Annotated in this window: 19 protein-coding genes; 10 read left to right on the top strand and 9 right to left on the bottom strand. The window is 58.9% G+C overall.

All coding sequences use genetic code 11. The annotated features are described in order from the left end of the window. Positions 1 to 147 precede the first annotated feature (147 nt). Complete coding sequence (locus tag ABD903_RS11840; RefSeq protein ID WP_345224454.1) at positions 148 to 1,530, bottom strand: UDP-N-acetylmuramate--L-alanine ligase; 1,383 nt, start codon at positions 1,528 to 1,530, stop codon at positions 148 to 150. Between the two features lie 224 nt (positions 1,531 to 1,754). Between ABD903_RS11840 and dnaB the strand changes: the two genes are divergently transcribed. Continuing rightward, positions 1,755 to 3,368 carry a replicative DNA helicase gene (gene dnaB, locus ABD903_RS11835; protein WP_425555473.1) on the top strand — a complete coding sequence of 538 codons (1,614 nt, stop codon included), beginning with the start codon at positions 1,755 to 1,757 and terminating at the stop codon, positions 3,366 to 3,368. 97 nt (positions 3,369 to 3,465) lie between these two features. On the opposite strand, the gene ABD903_RS11830 is transcribed toward dnaB, so the two are convergent. The 3 genes from ABD903_RS11830 to ABD903_RS11820 form a co-directional block, all read right to left on the bottom strand. Continuing rightward, a complete protein-coding gene (locus tag ABD903_RS11830) occupies positions 3,466 to 4,704 on the bottom strand; it encodes a PepSY-associated TM helix domain-containing protein (protein WP_345224451.1) in 1,239 nt (412 codons plus the stop codon). 155 nt (positions 4,705 to 4,859) lie between these two features. Next, on the bottom strand, positions 4,860 to 7,259 hold the full coding sequence (locus ABD903_RS11825; protein WP_345224449.1) for a TonB-dependent siderophore receptor: 2,400 nt from the start codon (positions 7,257 to 7,259) through the stop codon (positions 4,860 to 4,862). Between the two features lie 271 nt (positions 7,260 to 7,530). After that, on the bottom strand, positions 7,531 to 8,190 hold the full coding sequence (locus ABD903_RS11820) for a CatB-related O-acetyltransferase (protein WP_345224448.1): 660 nt from the start codon (positions 8,188 to 8,190) through the stop codon (positions 7,531 to 7,533). 127 nt (positions 8,191 to 8,317) lie between these two features. Between ABD903_RS11820 and ABD903_RS11815 the strand changes: the two genes are divergently transcribed. Together ABD903_RS11815 and ygiD are read left to right on the top strand one after the other, a co-directional pair. Beyond that, on the top strand, positions 8,318 to 8,917 hold the full coding sequence (locus ABD903_RS11815; protein ID WP_345224446.1) for a Crp/Fnr family transcriptional regulator: 600 nt from the start codon (positions 8,318 to 8,320) through the stop codon (positions 8,915 to 8,917). 82 nt (positions 8,918 to 8,999) lie between these two features. Next, the gene (gene ygiD / locus ABD903_RS11810; RefSeq protein WP_345224444.1) at positions 9,000 to 9,887 is read left to right on the top strand and encodes a 4,5-DOPA-extradiol-dioxygenase; all 888 of its coding nucleotides are present in this window, start codon (positions 9,000 to 9,002) and stop codon (positions 9,885 to 9,887) included. 151 nt (positions 9,888 to 10,038) lie between these two features. On the opposite strand, the gene ABD903_RS11805 is transcribed toward ygiD, so the two are convergent. After that, entirely contained in the window at positions 10,039 to 11,445 is a 1,407-nt protein-coding gene (locus tag ABD903_RS11805; protein ID WP_345224442.1) for a urate hydroxylase PuuD, read from the bottom strand. A 183-nt stretch (positions 11,446 to 11,628) separates the two neighbouring features. Between ABD903_RS11805 and allB the strand changes: the two genes are divergently transcribed. The 6 genes from allB to ABD903_RS11775 all read left to right on the top strand — a co-directional run bounded on the left by allB (position 11,629) and on the right by ABD903_RS11775 (position 17,543). Then, a complete protein-coding gene (allB, locus tag ABD903_RS11800; protein WP_345224440.1) occupies positions 11,629 to 12,963 on the top strand; it encodes an allantoinase AllB in 1,335 nt (444 codons plus the stop codon). A gap of 5 nt (positions 12,964 to 12,968) precedes the next feature. Beyond that, positions 12,969 to 14,219 carry an allantoate amidohydrolase gene (locus ABD903_RS11795; RefSeq protein ID WP_345224438.1) on the top strand — a complete coding sequence of 417 codons (1,251 nt, stop codon included), beginning with the start codon at positions 12,969 to 12,971 and terminating at the stop codon, positions 14,217 to 14,219. Positions 14,220 to 14,234: 15 nt separating this feature from the next. Next, positions 14,235 to 14,981: a (S)-ureidoglycine aminohydrolase gene (gene allE, locus ABD903_RS11790; protein WP_345224436.1), complete on the top strand. Its 747-nt coding sequence runs from the start codon at positions 14,235 to 14,237 to the stop codon at positions 14,979 to 14,981. Positions 14,982 to 15,048: 67 nt separating this feature from the next. Next, entirely contained in the window at positions 15,049 to 15,558 is a 510-nt protein-coding gene (uraD, locus tag ABD903_RS11785; RefSeq protein WP_345224435.1) for a 2-oxo-4-hydroxy-4-carboxy-5-ureidoimidazoline decarboxylase, read from the top strand. Beyond that, positions 15,555 to 15,893, top strand: a complete 339-nt coding sequence (gene uraH, locus ABD903_RS11780) for a hydroxyisourate hydrolase (RefSeq protein WP_345224433.1) — start codon at positions 15,555 to 15,557, stop codon at positions 15,891 to 15,893. Before uraD ends, uraH begins: the two co-directional genes overlap by 4 nt. 213 nt (positions 15,894 to 16,106) lie before the next feature. Further along, complete coding sequence (locus ABD903_RS11775) at positions 16,107 to 17,543, top strand: DUF6986 family protein (RefSeq protein WP_345224431.1); 1,437 nt, start codon at positions 16,107 to 16,109, stop codon at positions 17,541 to 17,543. Positions 17,544 to 17,657: 114 nt separating this feature from the next. Here ABD903_RS11775 and ABD903_RS11770 read toward each other — a convergent pair whose 3' ends face one another. Next, positions 17,658 to 17,894 carry a hypothetical protein gene (locus tag ABD903_RS11770; RefSeq protein WP_345224429.1) on the bottom strand — a complete coding sequence of 79 codons (237 nt, stop codon included), beginning with the start codon at positions 17,892 to 17,894 and terminating at the stop codon, positions 17,658 to 17,660. 247 nt (positions 17,895 to 18,141) lie between these two features. Here ABD903_RS11770 and cfa point away from each other — a divergent pair, with 247 nt between their 5' ends. After that, complete coding sequence (gene cfa, locus ABD903_RS11765; protein WP_345224427.1) at positions 18,142 to 19,263, top strand: cyclopropane fatty acyl phospholipid synthase; 1,122 nt, start codon at positions 18,142 to 18,144, stop codon at positions 19,261 to 19,263. 22 nt (positions 19,264 to 19,285) lie between these two features. Here cfa and ABD903_RS11760 read toward each other — a convergent pair whose 3' ends face one another. From ABD903_RS11760 to ABD903_RS11750, 3 genes are all read right to left on the bottom strand, one after another. Next, a complete protein-coding gene (locus ABD903_RS11760) occupies positions 19,286 to 19,738 on the bottom strand; it encodes an ankyrin repeat domain-containing protein (RefSeq protein ID WP_345224425.1) in 453 nt (150 codons plus the stop codon). 210 nt (positions 19,739 to 19,948) lie between these two features. Beyond that, complete coding sequence (locus ABD903_RS11755; RefSeq protein WP_345224424.1) at positions 19,949 to 21,340, bottom strand: T9SS type A sorting domain-containing protein; 1,392 nt, start codon at positions 21,338 to 21,340, stop codon at positions 19,949 to 19,951. A 124-nt stretch (positions 21,341 to 21,464) separates the two neighbouring features. After that, complete coding sequence (locus tag ABD903_RS11750; protein WP_345224422.1) at positions 21,465 to 22,508, bottom strand: bile acid:sodium symporter family protein; 1,044 nt, start codon at positions 22,506 to 22,508, stop codon at positions 21,465 to 21,467. Positions 22,509 to 22,566 lie beyond the last annotated feature (58 nt).

Below are 22,566 nucleotides of genomic sequence, written 5' to 3'. Positions count from 1 at the left end.
GAGCGAAGCGGATGGCGCGACCTGCGCGGAACCGGGCGGGGCCGGCAAGCTTAGCTTGCCGGCCCCGCCGTCGTTGCTGAGGTTGCTGAGGTTGCTGACACCAGGCTCCCCCTCTCCCCTAGGAGAGGGGGCCGGGGGGTGAGGCACTTACGCTTCCGTCACCTGAGCTGCTAGCTTGGATAGGTCCAGCCCATCAAAAGTGCCCGACGACATCATCAGTAGATTAGCGTTTTGCCAGTCCTGTTGCTGCAGAAACGCGGCCAGCTGCTTGCTGTCGGTGAATACTTGCACATCGGGCCGCTGGAAAGCGGCAGCTACCTGCGCCGGACTGAGTGGGGGCAGGCGCTTGTGCTCCAGCACATGAGGATTGAAGTAAACCACCGCCACATCGGGCGCATCAAATGTGCCCTCGTACTGGGGCAAAAACGCCGGGTTGAGCGAGCTGAACGTGTGCAGCTCCAGGCAAGCCACCAGCTTGCGCTTCGGAAACTGCTGCTTCAGGGCGTTGGCCGTGGCTTTCAGCTTGGAAGGAGCGTGAGCAAAGTCCTTGTACACCACCGACGTGTCGCTTTGCCTCAGCAACTCTAGGCGGCGTGCGGCTCCTTTAAACGTGGCCACGGCTTCATAGAAGTCCTTGCCTTTGATGCCCAGGAGCTTGCACACTTCCTTGGCCGCCGAAATGTTGCGCAGGTTATGCTCGCCGAATACCTGAATGGGCACTACCTCGTCTTTCTTGGTGACGAGCGACGTTACCCCGTTCTTGATAACGTGCTCGTGCGGTCCATAGGGAATGTACTTCACGTCCTCGTTCGAGGGTACACTGACCAGCTGGGCCTGCTCGTCGTCGCGGTCGAAAATGAGGGCGCCGGCTTTGGGCGTCATGCGAGCAAAAATGGCGAACTGCTCACGGTAGTTTTCCTCGGTTGGGAACACGTTAATATGGTCCCAGCTGATGCCCGAAATAACCCCGATGTGGTGCTGGTACAGGTGAAACTTCGGCCGCCGGTCCACCGGCGACGACAGGTACTCGTCGCCCTCAATGATGATGATAGGCGCCGAATCGGTCAGCTTTACCATCAAATCGAATCCTTCCAGCTGTGCGCCCACGGCGTAGTCGAAGTCGCGGCCGTGGTGGCGGAGCACGTGCAGAATAAGCGAGGTGATGCTGGTTTTGCCGTGCGAGCCGCCGATAACGATGCGCTGCTTGTCCTTGGAGGCTTCGTAAATGAACTCGGGGAATGAGAAAATGCGCAGGCCCAGTTCTTGGGCGCGGTGCAGCTCGGGGTTATCGGGGCGGGCGTGCATACCCACAATCACCGCGTCGAGGTCGGCTGTAATGCTGTCGGCGTTCCAGCCTTCTGCGGCGGGTAGCAAACCAGCCGCGGCCAGGCGGGTGCGGGCAGGGTCAAAAATTTCGTCGTCGGAGCCGGTGACGTGCACGCCTTGGCGGTGCAGGGCCAGGGCCAGGTTGTGCATGATGCTGCCGCCCACCGCAATAAGGTGGACGCGCCGGTAAGAAGGTTGGGCCATGCGGGCAGGTGGAGGCGCTAGCTGAATAAAACCGGCCTAAATTTAAGCTAAGCCGGGCCGCAAAGGTAACGAACGCGCCCAAGCCGGAGCAGCTTGCCCTCAGCCAATTGAGGCAAAGTAGCGAAAACAATGTGGCAAATCAACGGCGACAAATAGCTCCTCGACCCGTAGTTTTGTAGCCCCTTCGCCGTACCTTCGGACTTAGAGACCTGCCGCACGCAATGATGGATGAGAGCAATAGCCGCGTAAAACAGCTGGCCGCGCGGGCCCAAACCGCTTGGAAAAACAAGCCGGTTTTCCCGACGAGCCCCACCGGCAAGCTACCCCCTCAAGCCCGCGAGCTGGAAGCCGCCGTATTGGGCGCGCTCATGCTCGAAAAGGATGCCCTGACCACGGTTATCGACATTCTGAAGCCCCAGAGCTTCTACGACGACCGGCACCAGCGCATCTTTCAGTCCATTCTCGGCTTGTTCGATAAATCGGAGCCGATTGACATTCTGACGGTTACCCAGGAGCTGCGCGAGCGTGGCGAATTGGAAGCCGCCGGCGGACCGCCCTATGTGGCCCAACTGACTTACAAGGTGAACTCGGCGGCCAACGTGGAATTCCACGCCCGTATCATCACCGAAAACTCCATCAAGCGCGAGCTGATCCGCATTGCTTCGGAAATCCAGCGCGACGCATTTGAGGATACCACCGACGTGTTCAACCTGCTCGACCAAACCGAGCAGGCGCTGTTTGAGGTGTCGGAATCGAACATTCGCAAGAACTTCGACGACATGCGCAGCCTGATGGGCAAGGCCATTAAGGAGCTGGAGGAGAAGAAAAATCAGAAAGACGGCCTCACCGGCGTGCCTTCGGGCTTCACGGCCTTGGACCGCGTTACCTCCGGCTGGCAACCGTCTGACTTGGTGATTATTGCGGCCCGTCCGGGTATGGGTAAAACGGCTTTCGTAGTCTCGGCCATGCGTAACGCGGCCGTGGAGTTCAAGAAGCCGGTAGCCATTTTCTCGCTTGAAATGTCGAGCATTCAGCTGGTTAACCGTCTGATTTCGGCAGAAGCTGAGCTGGACTCGGAGAAAATCAAGAAGGGCAACCTGGCCGACTACGAGTGGGCGCAGCTTAACCATAAGATTGCCTCGCTGTCGGCGGCGCCCATCTTCATCGACGACACGCCCGCGCTCAGCATCCGAGAGCTGCGTACCAAGTGCCGCCGCCTGAAAGCCCACCACGACATCCAGATGATCATCATCGACTACTTGCAGTTGATGACCGGCAACTCGGATGGTGGTAAAGGCGCCGGTAACCGCGAACAGGAAATTGCCTCGATTTCGCGGGCTCTGAAGGGCATTGCCAAGGAACTGAACGTACCGGTGCTGGCCCTGTCGCAGTTGTCGCGTTCGGTAGAAACTCGCGGCGGCGACAAACGCCCGCAGCTGAGTGACCTGCGTGAATCGGGCTCCATCGAGCAGGACGCCGACATGGTAATCTTCCTGTACCGCCCCGAGTACTACAAGATTACCGAAGACGAAATGGGCAACCCCACCCAGGGCATGGGCGAGGTTATCATTGCCAAGCACCGTAACGGCTCCTTGGAAAATGTACAGCTCAAGTTCATCGGACGCTTCACTAAGTTCGGCGACCTGGATGGCGCTGGGGGGTTCGACGAGGGCGGCATGAGCTACAACACTGGCCAGCTACCCGCCAGCAACTTCGATGAGCCCGACGCCGGCTTCGCGCCGAACACCATCCGGTTGGGTTCGCGCATGAACGACGCGCCGCCTCCGCCGCAGCCGTTCCCGCGCAGCAACTTCGCTAACGAAGACCCACCATTTTAACCTTTGCCGACTTCAACAAAAAGGCCCGACGGATTTCCGTCGGGCCTTTTTGTTGAAGCTCATATTTTGCTTGCGCTTGACCGAACGCTCCTATTCCTCAAGCTGCTGCCGTTACGGCCTGGTTCCGTTGTTTCTTCTGTTCCTTTTTCAGGCGGTTCAGCCACATGATGGTGCCCGTGATAGGGAACGTCACGCCTAGGATGCAGACGATTAAGGCCACGATTTTGGAAGGCGTGCCGTAGATGGAGCCGGTGTGCACGGGCTTGAAGGTGCGGCGTACGCGCTGGCCCAGGTTGCGGTCTTCAAAGTTGAGCTTGCCCAGCGGCCGCCCGGTATATTGGTCGAGGTACAGCTCGTCGGTAGCGCCATCGTAGGCAGCGTTAGCGGTGGTCGTCATTACCCGGATGGCTTCGGCGGAGTCTTTGGGTAGCGCTATAGCGTAGGAGAGGGCGCCGGGTACTTGCTGCTGGGCTACGGTGTAAGCCTGCGTAAAATTCAGCTTGCCACCGTCCAGCACTACCGCCGATTTCGGGGCTTCGGGGCCTTTGGGGTCGGAGTTGGTGACGGTGAAAATACCGTTGTTAAACCACTCGAACGACCACGCCAGGCCGGTAAAAGCGAATACAAACAGGAACAGCGCAGCATAAAACCCGAGCACGATGTGCAGGTCGTGGTTCAGGCGTTTCCAGCTGGCGTCCCACTTTATTTTCAGGCGTTGCTTGAGGACTTTGCCGGTGGCGGGCACCCACAACACCAAGCCGGTGAGGATGATGAACAGAAACAGCAAAGTGCTGGTACCCACAATCCATTTGCCCACGGGGCCGCCCACCATGCCGCGGTGCAGGGCCATCATGGTGAAGAAGAACGTGTCGCGGTAGCTGTAAGGCCCGAGAACGGCGCCGGTGTAGGGGTTCACGAAATAAGTTGGGCCACGCCCCCCTTCGCCACCGCCTTTGCCACCTTTGCCGGCCTTGGCATCCTTGCTGCCTTTACCGGCTTCGGCACGGCGGGCTTCCTGTTGTTGTTCGCCACCGGGGCGTATGCTACCGCTTTCCGGAGCGCCGGCCAGGTTAACTTCGGCGGTGCGCAGCGGGTCAGCGTAGATTTTAAGGCCGGTGACCTTAGCATTGGGCACTTGCGCCGTTACGGCTTCCACCAGCTGCTGCGGGGCAAGTTTCTGGCTGCTGGCCTGCGGCACAAAGTATCGCTCGGGGTGCAAGGCCTGCTCCAGCTCTTTTTCGAACACCAGCACGGCGCCCGTAAAGCATACGATGGCTATGATGAGGCCCGATGCCAGGCTGAGGTAAAGGTGAATGTTGCGAAAAAAAATCTTCATGGTGCAGCAGTAAAGCAGAAGGTCAAACCCACCGAGCGTGGCGACTCGGTGGGTAAGCGGCAGGCAAAAATTAAAGTGGAAGCGAGTTGTTGGTTGCTCGTTGTTAGTCAAGGAGTTGTATCGACCCTGACAACTGACAACTAATGACTGACAACTTAAAACTTGTAAGTGGCCGTGGCCGAGTAGTTACGCGGCGCAATGGGGTTCACGCTGTTGTCATCGTGCATGTTGTAGCTCAACTCATCGAGCAGGTTGGCTAGTTTCAGGCGCAGCGAAAAGCGCTGGAACGCATAGCCCAGCGAGGCATCGAAAAGCAGGTAGTTGGGCACGGCAATGAGCTTGTAGGCATCGTTTGCGGCTTCAATGGCTTGGCCGTTCACAAAAGTGCGCGGGTTGCGGCCCGCTACTTTGTCTCCTACATAATAGCTGGTTATGCCGGCGCTCAGGCCCTTCAGAGAGGCACTCTGGAAGTCGTAGAACAAACTCAGGTTAGCGGTGTGGGCGGGGTTGTAGCGCAGGCGGCTGCCGCTTTCGTAGATGTTGCTTTTCGTGTAGGCGGTGTGGTTATAGCTGTAGCCCGCAATGGCCGACCAGCCCAGGTACGGGCGGCTTTGCACATCCACCTCCAGCCCTTGGCTGGTGACTTCGCCGGCCAGCTCCCGAATGGTGGTGTTGCTGTTCACCTTCCCGTCGATCAGGCCGAGGTAGGTTTGGGCCATGTTGCTGTTTATGATGCGGTAGGCCGTTACGTTAGCCGACAAAGCTCCGTTCAGCAGGTCGTTCTTCACGCCTACTTCGTACTGGTTGAAAGTGGAAGGCGCCAGGGCTTCGCCGGAAACGGCTACACCGGTATTCGGCTGAAACGAGTTGGCATAGGAAGCAAAAATGGACATCGTTTTCACCGGCTGGTACACCAAGCCCAGGCGGGGCGAGAAGGCGTCGTCGAAACGACGATTTTGCGTGAAGGTGCCGGTGGCGTAGGTGTACACGTCGCTGGGCGTTTCCTGGTAGCTCCAGCGCAGGCCGGCCAGCACTTTAAGCTTGTCGGAAATGCTTAGCAAATCCTGCACGTAGAAACCGGCGCGGCGGGTGTTGCCCTGGTTAAGCGCATTGCGCTGCAGGTCCTCGAAACCCGTAGCGCGGACAGCGGGCTGACGCAGCGTGCGGCCGCAGTCGAGCACATTAAGCGAGTCGTAAGCCTGCGCTACGTAGCTGAGCGTGGTGGTTTGGTACTGGTCGGCGTCGGCCCCAACGAGCAGCGTATGACCCAATGATCCGGTGTGGAAATTGCCCGTTAGGTCCAACTGCGCCAAGTAGTAGTTTTCATTGGTTTGGCTGCGCTGCAGGCTGCGGAGCCAGTCGCCGCGCAAGCTGGCTTTGGGGTGGGCCGGCGACACCACCACGCCGTTGCGGCGCACTTCCGGCATGGTGCCGTTGTTAATGCTCACGGGGCGCGAGGCACTGCGCTGTTCGTTGTCGTAACGCTGAAAACCGGCTACGCCGCGCACTTGCCAGGTATCGTTCAGGCGGCTGGTAAGCGTAGCGGTGGTGCCGGTTTGCCGGGTGGCGTTGCGGGCGCCGGGCGCGTTCAGGAAACGGCTGCGCGACTCCAGCACCTGGTAATCGATGGCGCCCACGCCGAAATCGGGTGTGCGGTTGTCGCGGAGGTAATCGGCTTCCACCAGCAGGTCGGTTTTGGGCGTGAGCTTGAAAAGCAACGAGGGGTTCACGTAGAACCGCTTGGATTCTACTTCGTCGCGGAAACTGTTGCCCTGCTCGTAGGTGCCATTCAAGCGGTAGGCCACTTTATCGGAGCCAGCTACGGCGCCGTACACATCCACCATGGGTTTCCAGAACCCGAAGCTGCCGGTGCGCAGGCCCACCGAGCCACCTTGCTCAAAGCGCGGCTTCTTGGTTACCAAGTTCAGTACCCCGCCGGCCGCCACGTTGCCGTAGAGAATGGCGGCGCTGCCCTTTAGCACTTCCAGACTTTCCAGGGCGCTGGCTTCGGGCATTACGCCATTGTTGAAGCGCACGCCGTTTTTAAACGTGTTGTTCGAGCCGTACGCAAAGCCGCGGCTGCCCAACTCTTCCTGCGTGCCGCCGGTGGTGCTGGTGATGTAAATGCCGCTAACGTTCACCAGCGCGTCGCTCAAGCGTAGCACCTGTTGTTGCTCCAGCGTCTGCTGGTTTACCGTTACCACGCTCTGTGGTAGGTCGAGGGGCCGGATGGGCATTTTGCTGACGCCAGTGGGCCGCTGGTTGATGCTGCGCGACGCCTGCACTTGCACTTCGGCCAGCTGTTGGGCGCTTTTGGCCAGCGTAATGGTGGGCACGTTCACGGTGCCTTTCGCTGGTACGTCTACCACCACTTCCTGCGTTTCATAGCCCAGGTAAGCCACGGCCAACGTTTGCCGACCGGCCGGTAGTTTCAGTCGAAACGAGCCATCGGCAGCCGTGCTGGTGCCAATGGTAGTGCCCTTCACCATCACCGAAACCTGGTCGGCTGGCTGTCCGTCGGCGAGAACTACGTGCCCCGTAATAGTGCCCGGCACTGGTTGCGCAGGATCAGATGCGAGCTTGGTAGTTGTTGATTCAAAGTTACTTATTGGTTGGTGAGTGCCAGTCAGCGGGAGGGTGGCAAGCAGCAGAAATGGTAGTGGGTGGGACATTTTGCTTATTTAGAATCATTCAAAACTGAGGCAAAGGAAAGCCTTGTTTAGAAAATGTCCAAATAAAACACTCGGCTTGAGCCAATGATTTTTGTCAGTTACGGCGCCAGTGTGGGCTGGAAGATGTCCGAAGCTCAAGTGAAACCGGAGGCGGTTATTCGCATCGTTCCAGAGCCTCGATATCGGTGCTGTTGATTAGGTGGAGGTTACGGGTGATTTTGGCGGCATCCCAGTTCCACCAAGCCAAGCGGTTCAGCCGCTCCACGGTGGCAGCATCGAATCGGTGGCGCAGGATTTTGGCCGGATTGCCGCCCACCACTGCGTAATCGGGCACTGATTGCGTGACCAATGCCCCGGTGGCCACCACGGCTCCGTTGCCGATATGCACGCCCGGCATAATGGTAGCGCCGTGCCCAAGCCACACGTCGTGGCCGATGACGGTGTCGCCTTTGCTGGGGTACTTTTCGCGGAGGTCCACGCCCTGCATCAGCTTTTCCCAGCCGTGACCGAAAATGGCGAAGGGGAAGGTAGACAAGGGCGCGGTTTCGTGGTTGCCGCCGTTCATGATGAACTTCACGCCGGAGGCAATGGCGCAAAACTTCCCGATGATGAGCCGGTCGCCGATAAACTCGAAGTGGTAGAGCACGTTCCGCTCGAAGTTAGCGGGGTCGTCGAAGTCGTCGTAGTACGTGTAGTCGCCTACTTCAATGTTGGGCCGCGTTATCAGGTTCTTCAGAAACACCAGCTTGGGGTGGTGCGGCAGCGGGTGCAGGGTACTCGGGTTCGGGCCAGTGGGTAGTTGGGGAGCAGGCATAACAAGCGTGTGAAAGTGCAACGCTAAGCTAGAGGCTCCGGGCAGATCTTAGCTTGGCGGGTAGCCCTACCACGATGAACTGCCCAGCACCTGCGTTTCCCTCGCTACGGCTACCGATATTGCCTGCATGAACCCATCGGCTTACGACGCTTTACGCACGTATTTCCGGCAGCGGCTACCTGTGACCGACGACCAGCTCGCGGGCATAGAAGGCCTGTTTCAGCCGCGGTTGCTTCGGCGCCACGAGTTGCTGCAACCAGCCGGCGAAACGGCCCGTTACGGCTCCTTTGTGGTGCGGGGCTGCCTGCGCAGCTTCGTGGTCGATGCCAAAGGCAAAGAGCATATCCTGCAGTTTGCACCCGAGCAGTGGTGGATTTCCGACCAATACAGCTTGCTCAATCGCACACCGGCGCTGTTCGCCATTGATGCAGTGGAAGAAGCCGAAGTGCTGCTTTTCGAGGCTGCATTTTACCACCAGCTTCGGGCCCTGACACCGGAATTTGCCACATTTTTCTACGCGCTGCTGCAAAACAGCATGCATGCCATGCAAAAGCGACTGGTGCTAACGCTCAGTGCGTCGGCGGAAGAGCGGTATGTGGACTTTGTGCAAACGTACCCCACGCTGGCCCTACGGCTGCCGCAGAAAATGATTGCGGCGTATCTGGGCGTTACGCCGGAGTCGTTGAGCCGGATTCGGCGGGAGTTGGCGGCCCCCGGTTCTTCGTAGCCTCACCCCCGATTTCTTACCATACATCAAGGCATAGGGACAACGGGAAGCCGACCTTTGTGTTGTACCTAAGGAAGTTATCATGGACCGTAAAGCCTTTTTGAAGACCCTGGCCCTGCTTCCGTTTGCCTCCAAAGCCATGAACCTGCAAGACCTTCATAAAGTATCCACGTCGTTTCAGCGTAGCGAGAAAATGCCGGTGCTCTTCATTGGGCACGGTTCGCCCATGAACGCGCTGGAAGACAACGCGTTTACCCGTCGGATTAAGAAACTGGGCGAAGACATCCGTCAGCGTCAGAAGCCCAATGCCATTCTGGTGGTGTCGGCGCACTGGCTTACGCGCGGCTCGTTCGTAACCCTGAACGAGCGGCCCGAAACCATCCACGACTTCGGCGGCTTTCCGCAGGAGCTGTTTGCCATGCAATACCCAGCGCCCGGCTCCCCCGAGTACGCCAAACAAGCCATGGAGCTGGTGCCCGACCTCCACGGCTCCGACGAATGGGGCCTCGACCACGGCACCTGGACGGTATTGCACCACCTGTTTCCGGCCGCCGATGTACCTGTGTTCCAACTCAGCCTCGATTTATATAAAACAGCCGCCCAGCATTTCGCTTTAGCCTCCCAGCTGCAAAAGTTGCGCGAGCGAGGTGTGCTCATCGTAGGCTCGGGCAACGTGGTGCACAACCTGCGCCAAAGCATGCCCAAACTCATGGCCGGCGACGCCACGCCCCACGATTGGGCCACCGAGTTCGACGAGTGGGTGAAAACGAAAATTGACCAGCGCGACTTCCGCAGCTTGTTCGACGTGCAAAATGCCGGCGCCAGCGGGGCGCTTTCGGTACCTACTCCCGACCATTACTGGCCGCTGATGTACACGCTGGCCCTGGCCGAGAAGGACGAGCCCATTACGCACGCCTTTGAGGAAGTGGGTTACGGCGGCATCAGCATGCGCACCTTGGCCGTGGGCTAACGGCGAAAAACCAGCCCGTCATCCTGAGCAACGCGAAGGACCTTCTTCCAGATGAACGATTCATCATTACGATTGTCGTTCAGCGGCGAGAAGGTCCTTCGCGTTGCTCAGGATGACAATTCCCCATTCTTCACTCCTTATTAATAATTCCTCATTGATTAGCAGCGCCTTGCTCAATCCAGCACCGGATGAGGTTGCGTTCCTCTTCGGTCATGTGGGTTTTGTTGTTCTGGGGCATCGTTTTGGTTACCACCACGCGCTGCATGATCTTGTCCTTCAGGCGCACAATGTCCTCGGGCGTGTCGTACACCACGCCGTTCGGGGCCGATTTAAACACGTCGTCGGTGGGAGAGGAGGAGTGGCACTGCACACACCGTTGCTGAATAATGCCCTGCACTTGCGTTAGGCTCACGTTAGGCGTGCAGGTGGCAGCGCCGCTGGCGTCGTTTTTGGGAGCCGAGACAAAGGCTACAACCAGCAGCAAGCCAGCCGAAATGGGTAGTACCAAGCCGCTGGGCTGGTGCTTCTCGCGCAGGTTTAGCCAGTGCTTGATTCCGGCTGTACCCAGCGCAATGGCGGCTAGCATGGCCCACGGAAATGCGTGGCCGAAGGTGCTGGGGAAGTGGTTGCTCACCATCACAAACAGCACCGGCAATGTGAAGTAGTTGTTGTGTAGGGAGCGGGTTAGGGCGTTTTTGCCAAGCGTGGGGTCGAGTGTTTCGCCCAGCGTGGCGGCTTTCACCATGGCCTTTTGGGCCGGAATAATGGTGAAGAACACGTTGCCCACCATCAGCGTGCCCAGCATAGCCCCAAAGTGAATGTAGGCCGCCCGTGCGCTGAACACCTGGCAGTAGAAGTACGCAAACGCCGTGGCCAGCAGAAACCCGAAAACGGCAAACCACGGGCCTTTCTTCACCAGTGAAGTCTTGCAGATGACGTCATACAGCAGCCAGGCCACTATAAACGAACCCACGCCAATACCCACGCCGGCCAGCGGGGCAATGTCTAGCACCTGCGGGTCGATGAGCATGGCGCCGGCGTTAAAGTAGTATACCACAAACAGCAGGCTGAAGCCGGTGAGCCAGGTGAAGTAGGCTTCGTACTTAAACCAGTGCAGGCTTTTGGGTATTTCCTTGGGCGCCAGCTTGTACTTTTCGAGGTAATAAAAACCGCCGCCGTGCACGGCCCAGAGGTTACCAGCCAGTTCCTCGCGCACGTTTTCGGTTCGGTTCAGTGCGTTTTCCAGAAACACAAAGTAGAATGAGGCACCAATCCAGGCAATGCCGAAAGTGACGTGCATCAGGCGCACCACAATGTTCAGCCACTCCATTAGGTGGCCTTCCCACGGCGTGCCCTGAATGAACAGGTACAGCACGCCCAGCACAAACAATATGGCCAGCAGCGTAAGGCCGTAGCCAAAACCTTGCATGGTTAAGCCATTTTCACCTAGCTTACCGCCCGCTTTATCGGCAGCGGCTAAGCGGTGCAAAAATGCGCTGCCCGCCAGCAGCAAGGCAAATACCAGAAAAACTACAGACAGGGTAAGAAACGGAATCATGCAAGCAGCAGCAACGGCGCCGGCGCGGCGCCTTCGGGGAAAGGGGAGGTGGTTGTGGTAGCGTAAGCAGGGCACAAGTGCCGCCAGCGCGGTCCGGCCAGACCAAAGCTGACTTCCGCGCCCGGCGTGCCGTGGCTGATTGGCCCTACAGGGGCTACCAATGTAAAAAGAAACTTTCCCCGAATGCTAGACAAAGCCCTAAAAAGCCAGCGCGTAGTTACGCCCGAAGGTGTGCGCCCGGCGCTGGTTCTGCTGCAAGCCGGCCGCATTGCCGACGTAGTCCCACTGGATACCGCAGTCGACTGCCCCATAAAGGACGTGCAAGATTGCGCCATTATGCCCGGCGTCATCGATCCGCACGTGCACATCAACGAGCCCGGCCGCACCGATTGGGAAGGGTTTGACACCGCTACGAAAGCAGCGCTGGCCGGCGGCCTCACCACGCTGGTGGACATGCCGTTAAACTCTTCACCGGTAACTACTTCGGTAACCAATTTCCAGGAAAAGCTAGCGGCCACTCAGGGTCAGTTGCACACCAATTGCGGCTTTTGGGGCGGTATTGTGCCGGGTAATGCCGCCGAGGTAGAAGGCCTCATTGCTGCCGGCGTACTCGGGTTCAAAGCTTTTCTCACGCACTCGGGTATCGACGATTTTCCGAACGCCACCGAGGCTGATTTGCGCCGGATAATGCCCGTGCTGGCCCGCCACGGCTTGCCGTTGCTAGTGCATTGCGAGCTAAGCCACAACGATGACAGCTGGAAGCAACGCGACAAACGCTCGTACCCAAATTACCTTGCCTCGCGCCCCAAAGCCTGGGAAGACGAGGCGGTGGCGCTGATGATTCGGCTGTGCCGGGAAACTGGCTGCCGCACCCACATCGTGCACTTGTCATCGGCTAATTCGCTGGCGCCCATTGCCGCGGCCAAAGCCGAAGGACTACCGCTGACGGTAGAAACCGGCCAACATTACCTGTGCTTTAACGCCGAGGACATTGCCGACGGCCAAACGCAGTTTAAGTGCGCGCCGCCCATTCGGGAACGGAGCAACAACGAGCAGCTCTGGCAGGCGCTGCAATCGGGCCTCATCGATTTTGTAGCCACCGACCATTCGCCCGCGCCGCCCGACCTCAAGCAGCTGGAAACCGGCGACTTTACCACCGCCTGGGGCGGTATTGCCTCCTTGCAGTTCGCGCTGCCCGTGCTCTGGACCGCCGCTGAAAAGCGGGGCGCTTCGTTGCTCGATATCAGCAAGTGGCTAAGCTCGAACCCGGCAAAATTCATTGGGATGAGCCACCGCAAAGGCCAGATTGCCAAAGGCTACGACGCCGACTTACTCGTGTTCGACGCGGAAAAGCAATTCACAGTGGAGGCCGGCATGGTGCAGCACAAGCACAAGGTGTCACCGTATCTGGGCCAAGAGCTGCGCGGCGTGGTAGAGCAAACCTATTTACAAGGCGTTGCGGTGTATGAGCGCCCGCACTTTACCCGCCTCAACCAAGGCGAAATCCTAACCCAATAACCTGAATGCTTACCTATACCGAACGGGCGGCCCGCGTGCTGCAACGCATTCAGGAATTAGCCGCCATTAGCGAAGACGATTACGGCGTAACGCGCACCTTCGGTACACCTGCATTTGTGCGCGGCAGCGCCCTGGTGCGTTCCTGGATGGAGGCTGCCGGCCTCGTTACGCGCATCGATAACATTGGCAACGTACGCGGGCGCCTGCTCAGCAAGCGCGTCGGCGCCAGAACCTTCGTCATCGGTTCGCACATCGACACGGTGGTAAACGCGGGCACCTTCGATGGGCCGCTGGGCGTGCTGCTGGGACTGGATTTGCTGGAACAACTGGCCGCTCGCCCGCTCGATATGCCCTTTCACATCGAGCTAATGGCCTTCAGCGACGAGGAAGGCGTGCGGTTTCACACGACTTACCTCGGCAGCAAAGTAGCGGCCGGCTCCTTCGATTTCAGCTTGCTCACCAAGCCCGATGCCCGCGGCATTAGTTTGGCCGAAGCCCTGGACGTGATGGGCGGCAACGTGCAGGAACTGGCCTCCGATGCCCTGCCCGCCAATGAATGGCTGGGCTATTTCGAAGCCCACATTGAGCAAGGGCCGGTGCTGTGGGAAAAGAAAATTCCGGTGGCGCTGGTTACGGCCATTGCCGGTCAGCAGCGCGTGGGCCTCACGTTCACCGGCATGGCCGGCCACGCGGGCACCGTGCCCATGGACATGCGGCAGGATGCCCTGGCCGGGGCCGCCGAGTTTGTGCTGGCCGTAGAGCAATACGGCCTGGCGCATAAAGAGCGCCTGGTAGCTACTGTGGGCAAGCTGGACGTGCGCAACAGCGCGAGCAACGTTATTTCGGGCGAGGTTACCTGTAGCCTCGACGTACGCAGCGCTGACGCTGCACAGTTGCAAGCCGGATGTGAAGCTTTACACGCGCAGGCCCTGGCCATTGCCCGTCGCCGCGACCTGGGCCTTACCTGGAGTCCCATTCAGCAAACCGCGCCCGTTGCGTGCGATGCTGAAATGAATAAATTGCTGGCCCAAGCCATTGCCGGTGCAGGGCACCCGGTAGTCGAGCTGGTCAGCGGTGCGGGCCACGACGCGGTGCCGATTTCGGCCGTGGCTCCCGCCACCATGCTGTTCGTGCGGTGCTACAAAGGCATCAGCCACAACCCGCTCGAAAACGCGGAGCAGCCCGACATTGCCGCCGCCCTGGAAGTGTCCGAACGTTTTCTGGCGCAGCTTATCAACCACCACAACCACGCCTAAACTCTCCCCCTCCGCATGGAAATATCTGCCCTTACCCGGTCCGTTGTCAAGCGCAACCACGCCATTATTTCGCCCGATGGCTACATCAACAGCAACGTGCCGGGCTGGACCAACTGCACCGTTAACGTTATTATTAACGAGCAAATGGGCGCCCGACTGGCCCAAATACTCATTACGTTGCGCGATGGAGGCCGCCTGGAAGGCCGGACGCAGGCCGCGCAAATCTTCTTTTACGTGGTGAAAGGCGAGGCGCAAGTCGCCGTGGATGGGGAAACGCGCACGCTCACGCCGGGCCAGTTCGTGTACGTGCCCATCGGGAAAGAATACCTGTTCACCGAACCCAGGGAGGGTACCCAGATCCTCACGTTCCACAAAACATACGAGCCGCTGGAAGGCTACGCGGTGCCGGGCGTGCTGTTCGGTAAACGTGACATTGAGCAGGCCCCCGTGTACATGAACGACCCGGCGCTGCGCATTCAGGAGCTGCTGCCAAACGAGTTGGCGTTCGATATGGCCGTCAACATCTTCACCTACAGCACCGGTGGGAACCTGCCCATGGTGGAAACGCACATCATGGAGCACGGTCTGATGTACCTAGAGGGCAAAGCCATTTACATGCTCGATCAGCACTGGTACCCAGTGAAAAAGGGCGACTCCATTTGGATGGCGCCGTACTGCCAGCAGTGGGCCACGGCCATCGGACAAGAAGATTCGGTGTACATCTACTACAAAAACGTCAACCGTTTCCCCACGGTGATGTAACTCCTGGAATGGTGAGCAAACGTCATTCTTGCATGAGCGTGGCTCCACTATTCCCCTTCCCACAACCATGACCCTGACCGAAATCAACCAACTCGACAAACCCGCGCTGGCCGAGGCCCTGCAGAAATGCTGCGGCTCTATGGCGTGGGTGCAGCAAATGCTGGCCCTGTTTCCCGTAGCCGATGCGGATACGCTGATGGACCGCGCTAACACCGTATGGAACAGCCTGTCGGAAGCCGATTGGCGCGAGGCGTTTGCGCATCACCCCAAAATCGGGAGCGACGTGGAGTCTTTGAGGACGAAGTTTGCCAGCACCAGTCACTGGGCCGAAGGCGAGCAGGCCGGCGTGAAAAACACCTCCGAAGAAGTGCTGCAAGCCTTAGCCGAAGGCAACCGCCAGTACGAGCAGAAATTCGGCTACATCTTCATCGTGTTTGCTACCGGCAAAACAGCCGAGGAAATGCTGGCCATTCTGCAAGCCCGGCTGCCAAATAAACCCGACGATGAAATCCTGCTGGCTGCCCGCGAGCAGAATAAAATCACCCGAATTCGGCTGGAAAAGCTGTTGGCCGCATGAGTCAGATAACCACCCACATTCTCGACACCACCAAGGGCAAGCCCGCCGCCGGCGTTACCATTGCCCTGTTTGCCGAGCAGGAAGAAGCTTGGCAGGAACTGGCCCGGGGCACCACCAACCAGGACGGCCGCATTCCCGATCTGCTGCCGAAAGGCCAATTGCTGCCGCTGGGTACGTACAAAATGAAGTTCTTCACCCAAGCGTATTTCGAGCAGCAGGGCGTCCCAAACTTCTACCCGTTTGTGGAAATTGTGTTCAACCTGAATGCCGCCGAACACTACCATATTCCGCTGCTGCTGAATCCATTCGGCTACAGTACCTACCGCGGCTCGTGAACAGTTAACTAGAGCTAGTTCCCCTCCTCAGCTGAGGAGGGCTAGGGGTGGTTGACCAATCGTTAAACGACTTCTAACTTCTGATTCCTTAGCCCTAGCTAAACCACCCCGGCCTGCGGCCACCCCTCCTTGAAAATAAGGAGGGGAGCTAAGTTTAGCCCTGGCTTCTAGTAGATTTTCTGCCTTTCCTCCCCTTTGCCTCCTTCCCCAAACATGAAGCTTAGCCTCCAAGATGCCGCCAAAACCCAATTGCTCGACCAACTCGGCGAAGCCAACCGGCGTTTCCAGCAAACCTACCCCGGCGACAAACCCGACCGCCAAGCGGTGCACACCGTGTACGGCGGCGCTAATCTGTTCAAAGCCGATACCTGCGTGCGCATGGGCGACATTGCCCTGAACAATTTGCGCACCTACGCGCCGAATTTCGTGGAGCTGGCCAACGTGCTGCACCTGAAAAACCACGAGCACCTGCCCACGTCAGAGAAAGACATTGCGGCCCTCACGGCCAAGCTAGACGGGATGTCGGCGGAGGAGCGGAAGCAGGAGCCGGCCTGGCTGGCGTACTCCGTGTACAACAAAATCGTGAGCAAGCTGCAGCGCGAACCGGTGGAGGATTTCCGCATCGACTTCGAAGACGGTTTCGGCAACCGTCCCGATGTGGAGGAAGATGCCACCGCCGTGCAGGCGGCCAACGAGCTGGCCTTGGGCATGCAGAACGGCACCATCTCGCCCTTTATCGGCATCCGCATCAAGCCATTCACCGAGGACCTGAAGGACCGCGGCGTGCGCACGCTCGATATTTTCCTGACTACGCTGTTGGAAAAAACCGGCGGCAAGCTGCCTGACAACTTCGTGGTGATGCTGCCCAAAGTGACCATTCCCGAGCAGATGGCCACCATGGTGCGTTTGTTCGAACTCATTGAGCAGGCCAACAACCTCGCGCCTGGCACTCTGAAAATGGAGACGATGGTGGAGGCCACCCAAATCATCATGGACGAGGAAGGCCGCAACCCGCTCATGCGCATCATCAGGGCCAGCGAAGGTCGTTGCGTAGCCGCGCACTTCGGCACCTACGACTACACCGCCTCGGCCGGCATTACGGCCAAGTACCAAACCATGGCCCATCCGGTGTGCGACTTCGCCCACCACATGACCAAAGTGGCCCTCGGCGGCACCGGCATTTTCCTCTCCGACGGCGCCACCAACGTGATGCCCATTGGTCCGCACCGCGGCGACAACCTCACGTTTGAGCAGATGAAGGAAAACCGCGCCGCCGTGCACAACGCCTGGCGTCAGGGCTTCCACCACACCACTCATTCGCTCATTAACGGCCTGTACCAGGGCTGGGACCTAAACCCGGCGCAACTGCCCATGCGTTACGCCGCTACCTACAATTTCTTCCTCAGCAGCTACGACGACGCGGTAAACCGTCTGAAAACGTTCGTGGAGCGCGCCGCCATTTCCACCCTCACCGGTGACATTTTCGACGACGCCGCCACCGGCCAGGGCTTGCTTAATTTTTTCCTGAAAGCCCTGAACTGCGGCGCCATTTCCGAGGAGGAAATTGTGGCCACCGGCCTCACGCGGGAGGAAATCAATACCCGTTCGTTCTTCCGCATTCTGGAAGGCCGCCGCAAGCAAACAGCTTAGTACAGCATCCTCATGTTACATGAAAAGCCCCGCCGGCAGCTGCCGGCGGGGCTTTTTCATTTAGCTGCGCTGGTAGAGGCTAGCCTAATTCGCGCAATGGTTGAAATGTGGTGGTTAGTTACTGTGCAGGGCCAGCAGGCTAAGCTGGGCAGCATCGGCGGCGGGGCCACGGTACACCAGCTTGCTGTCGAGTAGGTCGCCGGCGTATACCTCTACTTCCTGCGAGTTGTGGGGCAGGAACACCCGAACCGACTGCCGCCGGCCAGGCCGCACGAAAGTCGAGCCCAGCTCGGGAGCCGATGGCCAGCGCACTTCGTAAAAGCCGGCTTCAATTAAGTACGTGTTAATCATTTGGGGAAAGATTGTACGGCGGCAATACGCTGGCTTGTATGGGGTTGGTTCCAATGTAGCGCAGGTTGGTGAAATTTTTTCTCGCTAAATGAAAATTAATCTTGCCACAAGCAGGACGGTGCACTATTGTGGAAACGGTCCTTTTACGAGCGGATACAGTCTCGTGTATGGAAGAGTTAGGCCCTTGTATTTTGATTTAGTCGAATTGTGTTTTAACTCTGGCAATGCATCAACGGCTAGTGAAGGCATGAAGGCGGAACAACTCCAACAGCACGTAGCCACGATTCTGGCCCCGACAGGCGTGCAGCTCAACGGCCCTAATCCTTGGGATTTACAAGTCCACAACCCCCAGTTTTACCCCCGCGTGCTCAGCCAAGGCACACTGGGATTGGGTGAATCCTACATGGACGGCTGGTGGGACTGCGACCAACTAGATCAGTTTATTTTCCGCGCCCTGCGCGCCGACCTGTACCATGCCGCGCGGCTGAGCTGGAAAAGCAAGCTGGAAATTCTGTTTACCAGGGTGCTAAACCGGCAGGCCCGGGGCCGCGCCGCCCGCAATGCCCAGCACCACTACGACATCGGCAACCAGCTCTACCAACTGATGCTGGATGAGCGCATGGTCTACAGCTGCGCTTACTGGAAAAATGCCGCCGACCTCAACCAGGCGCAGGAGAACAAGCTGGATTTGGTTTGTCGCAAAATCAATCTGCAGCCCGGCCAGCGGGTGCTCGATATTGGCTGCGGCTGGGGCAGTTTCGCCCGGTTTGCCGCCGAGCGTTACGGGGCCCAAGTAGTGGGCATAACCTTAGCCCGCGAACAGGTAAAGCTGGCCCGGGAACGGTGCCTGGGCCTGCCGGTGGAAATCCGGCTCCAGGACTACCGCGACGTGCGCGAGCAGTTCGACCACGTGGTATCCATTGGCATGGCCGAGCACGTGGGGCACCGCAACTACCGTACGTACCTGCAAACCGCCGCCCGCTGTCTGAAAGACGACGGCCTATTTCTGCTGCACACCATTGGCATGGCCTACTCCCGCACCTCTGCCGACCCATTCATCCACAAATACATATTTCCCCATTGCCTGCTGCCTTCCATGAAGCAGTTAAGCGCAGCCATGGAGCACGTTTTTGTGCTGGAAGACTGCCACAACCTCAGCGTGCACTACGATACCACCTTGCGGGCGTGGTTCCACAATTTCGACCGGCAGTGGGAGCAACTGCGGGATGCGTACGACGAGCGGTTTTACCGAATGTGGAAGTACTACCTGCTTTCCAGTGCCGGCGCGTTTCGGGCCCGTCACAACCAGGTATGGCAGTTGGTGCTGTCGAAGAAAGGCGTGTTGGGCGGCTACGAGTCGGTGCGGTAAGTACCGGGCCAGAAGTTGTTGACTACTTGGCCTTGGACTCAATCAGGGTTACCACCAAGGCGTTGCCGCTGGCTTTGGCCGCCGTCAGCACCGAGTTGCCCTGGCTGTCCTGGGCTTTGGCATCGGCGCCGTTGGCCAGCAGGAACTCCACCATTTCGCGGTTGCCTTTGCCGGCGGCCACCATCAGGGCCGTTTCCTGGCCGGCATCTTTGGCGTTAACCTGGGCTTTGTGCTGTATCAGGGCTTTAATTACCGCCAAGTTGCCATTAGTGGCGGCCGTAATCAGGTAGCTGGTCCGAAAACCGGGCATTACTTCTACTGGGGCATTGGGGTCGGCACCGCCTTGCAACAGCGTTTCCACGGCCGCAGCATCGTTTTTCATGACGGCTTTAAACAACTCCTTGCCGGGGTTCTGGGCCATGGCCGAACAAGTGAAGCCGAGTACGAGGGCCAGCAGGAGGAAGCATTTCTTCATGGCAGAAAACGAGGGGAATCGTAGGCAGGGTAAACCGTAAAAATACTACACGGCTTTCAAATAGAAAACCAGTTGCGCTTACCTGCTTTAACAGCAACGACTTCTAATTGGGGTGTCATTATATAGCGTAGAGGCCGACTAATGATTTATCGGTACTGCTGATGCGTTTAGCCAAGCGTCCTGTATTTTGGAGGGTAAGTAATTTACAACTTAGTATTTTACTATTTTTTGACGAAGGTCTTCCCCCTGAGCTAGTTTTACCGTCAGGAAGTATACACCAAGTCTTTCAGCTTGGATGTCGAGGAACGAGCTCGGCCCAAACGGACCAGCAAACGTCCGCACGGTTTGTCCGCGCATATCCGTCAGGCTAATGCCCACGATGGCCTGCCCCGTGCGGTTGTCAAGGCGAAGCACATCGGAGGTTGGATTGGGGTACACGAGAAACTGCGCCCGCCGCGTTGGAGCGGCGGCAGTAATTACGCTGGCCCGGGTGCGGTATACCTGCTCGTCCAGTTCTTGCACCATGAAAAGCTCGCCGTCAGGCATTTCGGCGAACTGCTGTGCTTCGCGAAAGCCGTGCACGCTCAGGCCCAAGCCGGCGCGCTCTAAGCTCCAGCTGCGGCCCCGGTTGATGGAGCGTAGCGTGCCGCCGCTGTTGCTGCTGCCGGTGCGCGAGGCGTACCAGTCGCCATTGCGGGCGATATGCAGGCGGAACAGAAGAGAGTTATACCACCACATCGAGCCGCCATTACCGGGCTGCACGCTCCACCACTGGGCCGGGTTACCCAGGTCGTTGAGGCTTTTGGCCAGGCTTATCTGCACGGCCACCGGCCCAGCGGCTCCCGAGAAGCTGCAAAGCAAAGAGTCTTGCGGGCTTACGGCCAGCGACGTTACTTCGTAAGCTGTCAGCTCGTCGGGAATAGACTGCCGGCCGTTGATGCGTATCGGCAGGAACTGCCAGTTCAGGCCCTGATCAGCCGATGCGTAGAGCCCCGGCTGGCGCCCTACTTCTTCATCCGTAGCGGCGGCAAACACGCGGCCCGAACGGTCGGCGGCCAGCTGGTTAACAAACCGGCCGCTACCGAAGCCCGCGTTGCGGGCTGTCCAGGTCTGGCCATTGTCGGCGGAGTAAAACACGCCGTCACCCAGCGCGCCGCTCAGTGTCGCCACGCCGGTGCCCGCAAACAGTCCGCCCTGCACAGATTCGGTGAAGGACACAACCGGGTACGGGGTAGCCAGCGCGACCGAGTCCCAAGTGGCGCCGGCGTTTTGACTGCGGTATATTTTGCCCAGTCCGCCCACTAGCAGCTGCCCGCTTCGGGTGCTAAAAAGGGCGTACACTTGGTGCGTGCGCAGCGTTAGGGACCAGGTGCGGCCGCGGTTACCCGTGCGGAGCACGCCCCCCAACACGGACGTAACCAGGCTGGAGTCGCCGGAAGCGGCCAGACCAATTTTAGACCCGAGCGGAAATTGCGGCGTGGTTTGCCAGGCAAACCCTTGGGCCTGGCCCAATCCCGCAAAACCCAGCGTCCCGCAGGCCAACATTATCAGTTGCTTCCAAAGGCTAAATGGGCGGAAAAAGGAAGGCACAAGCGTTTTCATGGGCGTAGGTTAAAGGCACCGCAAACCTACACGGGATTAACAGCCGTGGAAATCCCATAAACATGTGAAGGGGCGGATGGGCCGCGGCCCATAATGAACGGCGCTGTGCCTGGCCAGCGGTTAGCTACGAAGCCGCTGCCGGGCGTCGGCCCAGCTTCTGCGCAATGCTGCTGGCCAGCATAATCTGCAGGGCGTGGTAAAGCATGAGCGGCAGCAGCAGCGCCCCGGTAGCAGCCGCGCCCGGAAACAGTACACTGGCTAGCACCGTGCCATGCACCAGCGACTTTTTAGAGCCGCAGAATACAGCCGTAATTCGGTCTTCGATAGTGAAATCCAACAGCTGGCTCAAAAGCGTAATCAGCCCGTAAGCCAGCAGAAACAACGCCACCATGCCGGCCGCCAGCCCCATCACTTCGCCCCAGCCGTAGCTGCGGAACACGCCTTGCGCAAACGACTCGCAGAAGGAGGTGTACACCATCAGCAGAATGATGACTTGGTCGAATACGCGCAGCTGCTGCTTGCGGCGCTCGGCCCAGGCGCCCCACCAGCGGTGCAACAGCACGCCCAGCACCACCGGCAGCAATACCTGCAGGGACAGGTCGAGAATCATGCCGCCGAAGTCGCCCCCGGTGCCACTGGTGTGCAGCACCGCGCCTACCCACAGCGGCGTAACCAGAATGCCCAGCAGGCTGGAAATGCTGGCGTTGAAAATGGCTGCCGGCATGTTCCCACCCGCAATGGATACCATAACCACCGACGTGGAAACCGTGGAGGGGAGCGTGCAAAGAAAGAAAATGCTGGGCCACAGCACTTCCTGCGTAGGACCGGCAAACAGTGGCCGGGCCGCCAGGGCCAGCAGCGGAAACAGCACGAACGTGGCCGTTTGCACCACCACGTGCAGGCGCCAGTTACGCATGCCGGCGCGCAGCTTTTCGGGGCTGAGGCGCAGGCCATAGAGGAAAAAAATGGCCGCTACGCCCCAAGTTATAACCGTGCTCCAGGGCACGGGACTGGCTTTGCTGCCGAAATCCGGCCACAGATAAGCCGCGCCCACCATAAGCAGCAGCGCCAGCAGAAACCAGTCGAGGCCAAGGCGGGCGAAGAGCGAGGCCTGCGGCGGCGCGGCGGGCACCAGGGCTTCGGGCGTGGCAGGCGGCGTAGTGGGCATGGACGGGTGGCAGCGGAGAGGGAGAGTCGGGGAGAATAACCTAACGGTGAGCCTAAAC

Origin of the sequence: Hymenobacter koreensis (assembly GCF_039541855.1) — a bacterium.
GTDB classification, from domain to species: Bacteria; Bacteroidota; Bacteroidia; order Cytophagales; family Hymenobacteraceae; genus Solirubrum; species Solirubrum koreensis.
Note: the sequence above shows the minus strand (reverse complement) of the source record. Positions and strands in the feature narration are given on the sequence as shown.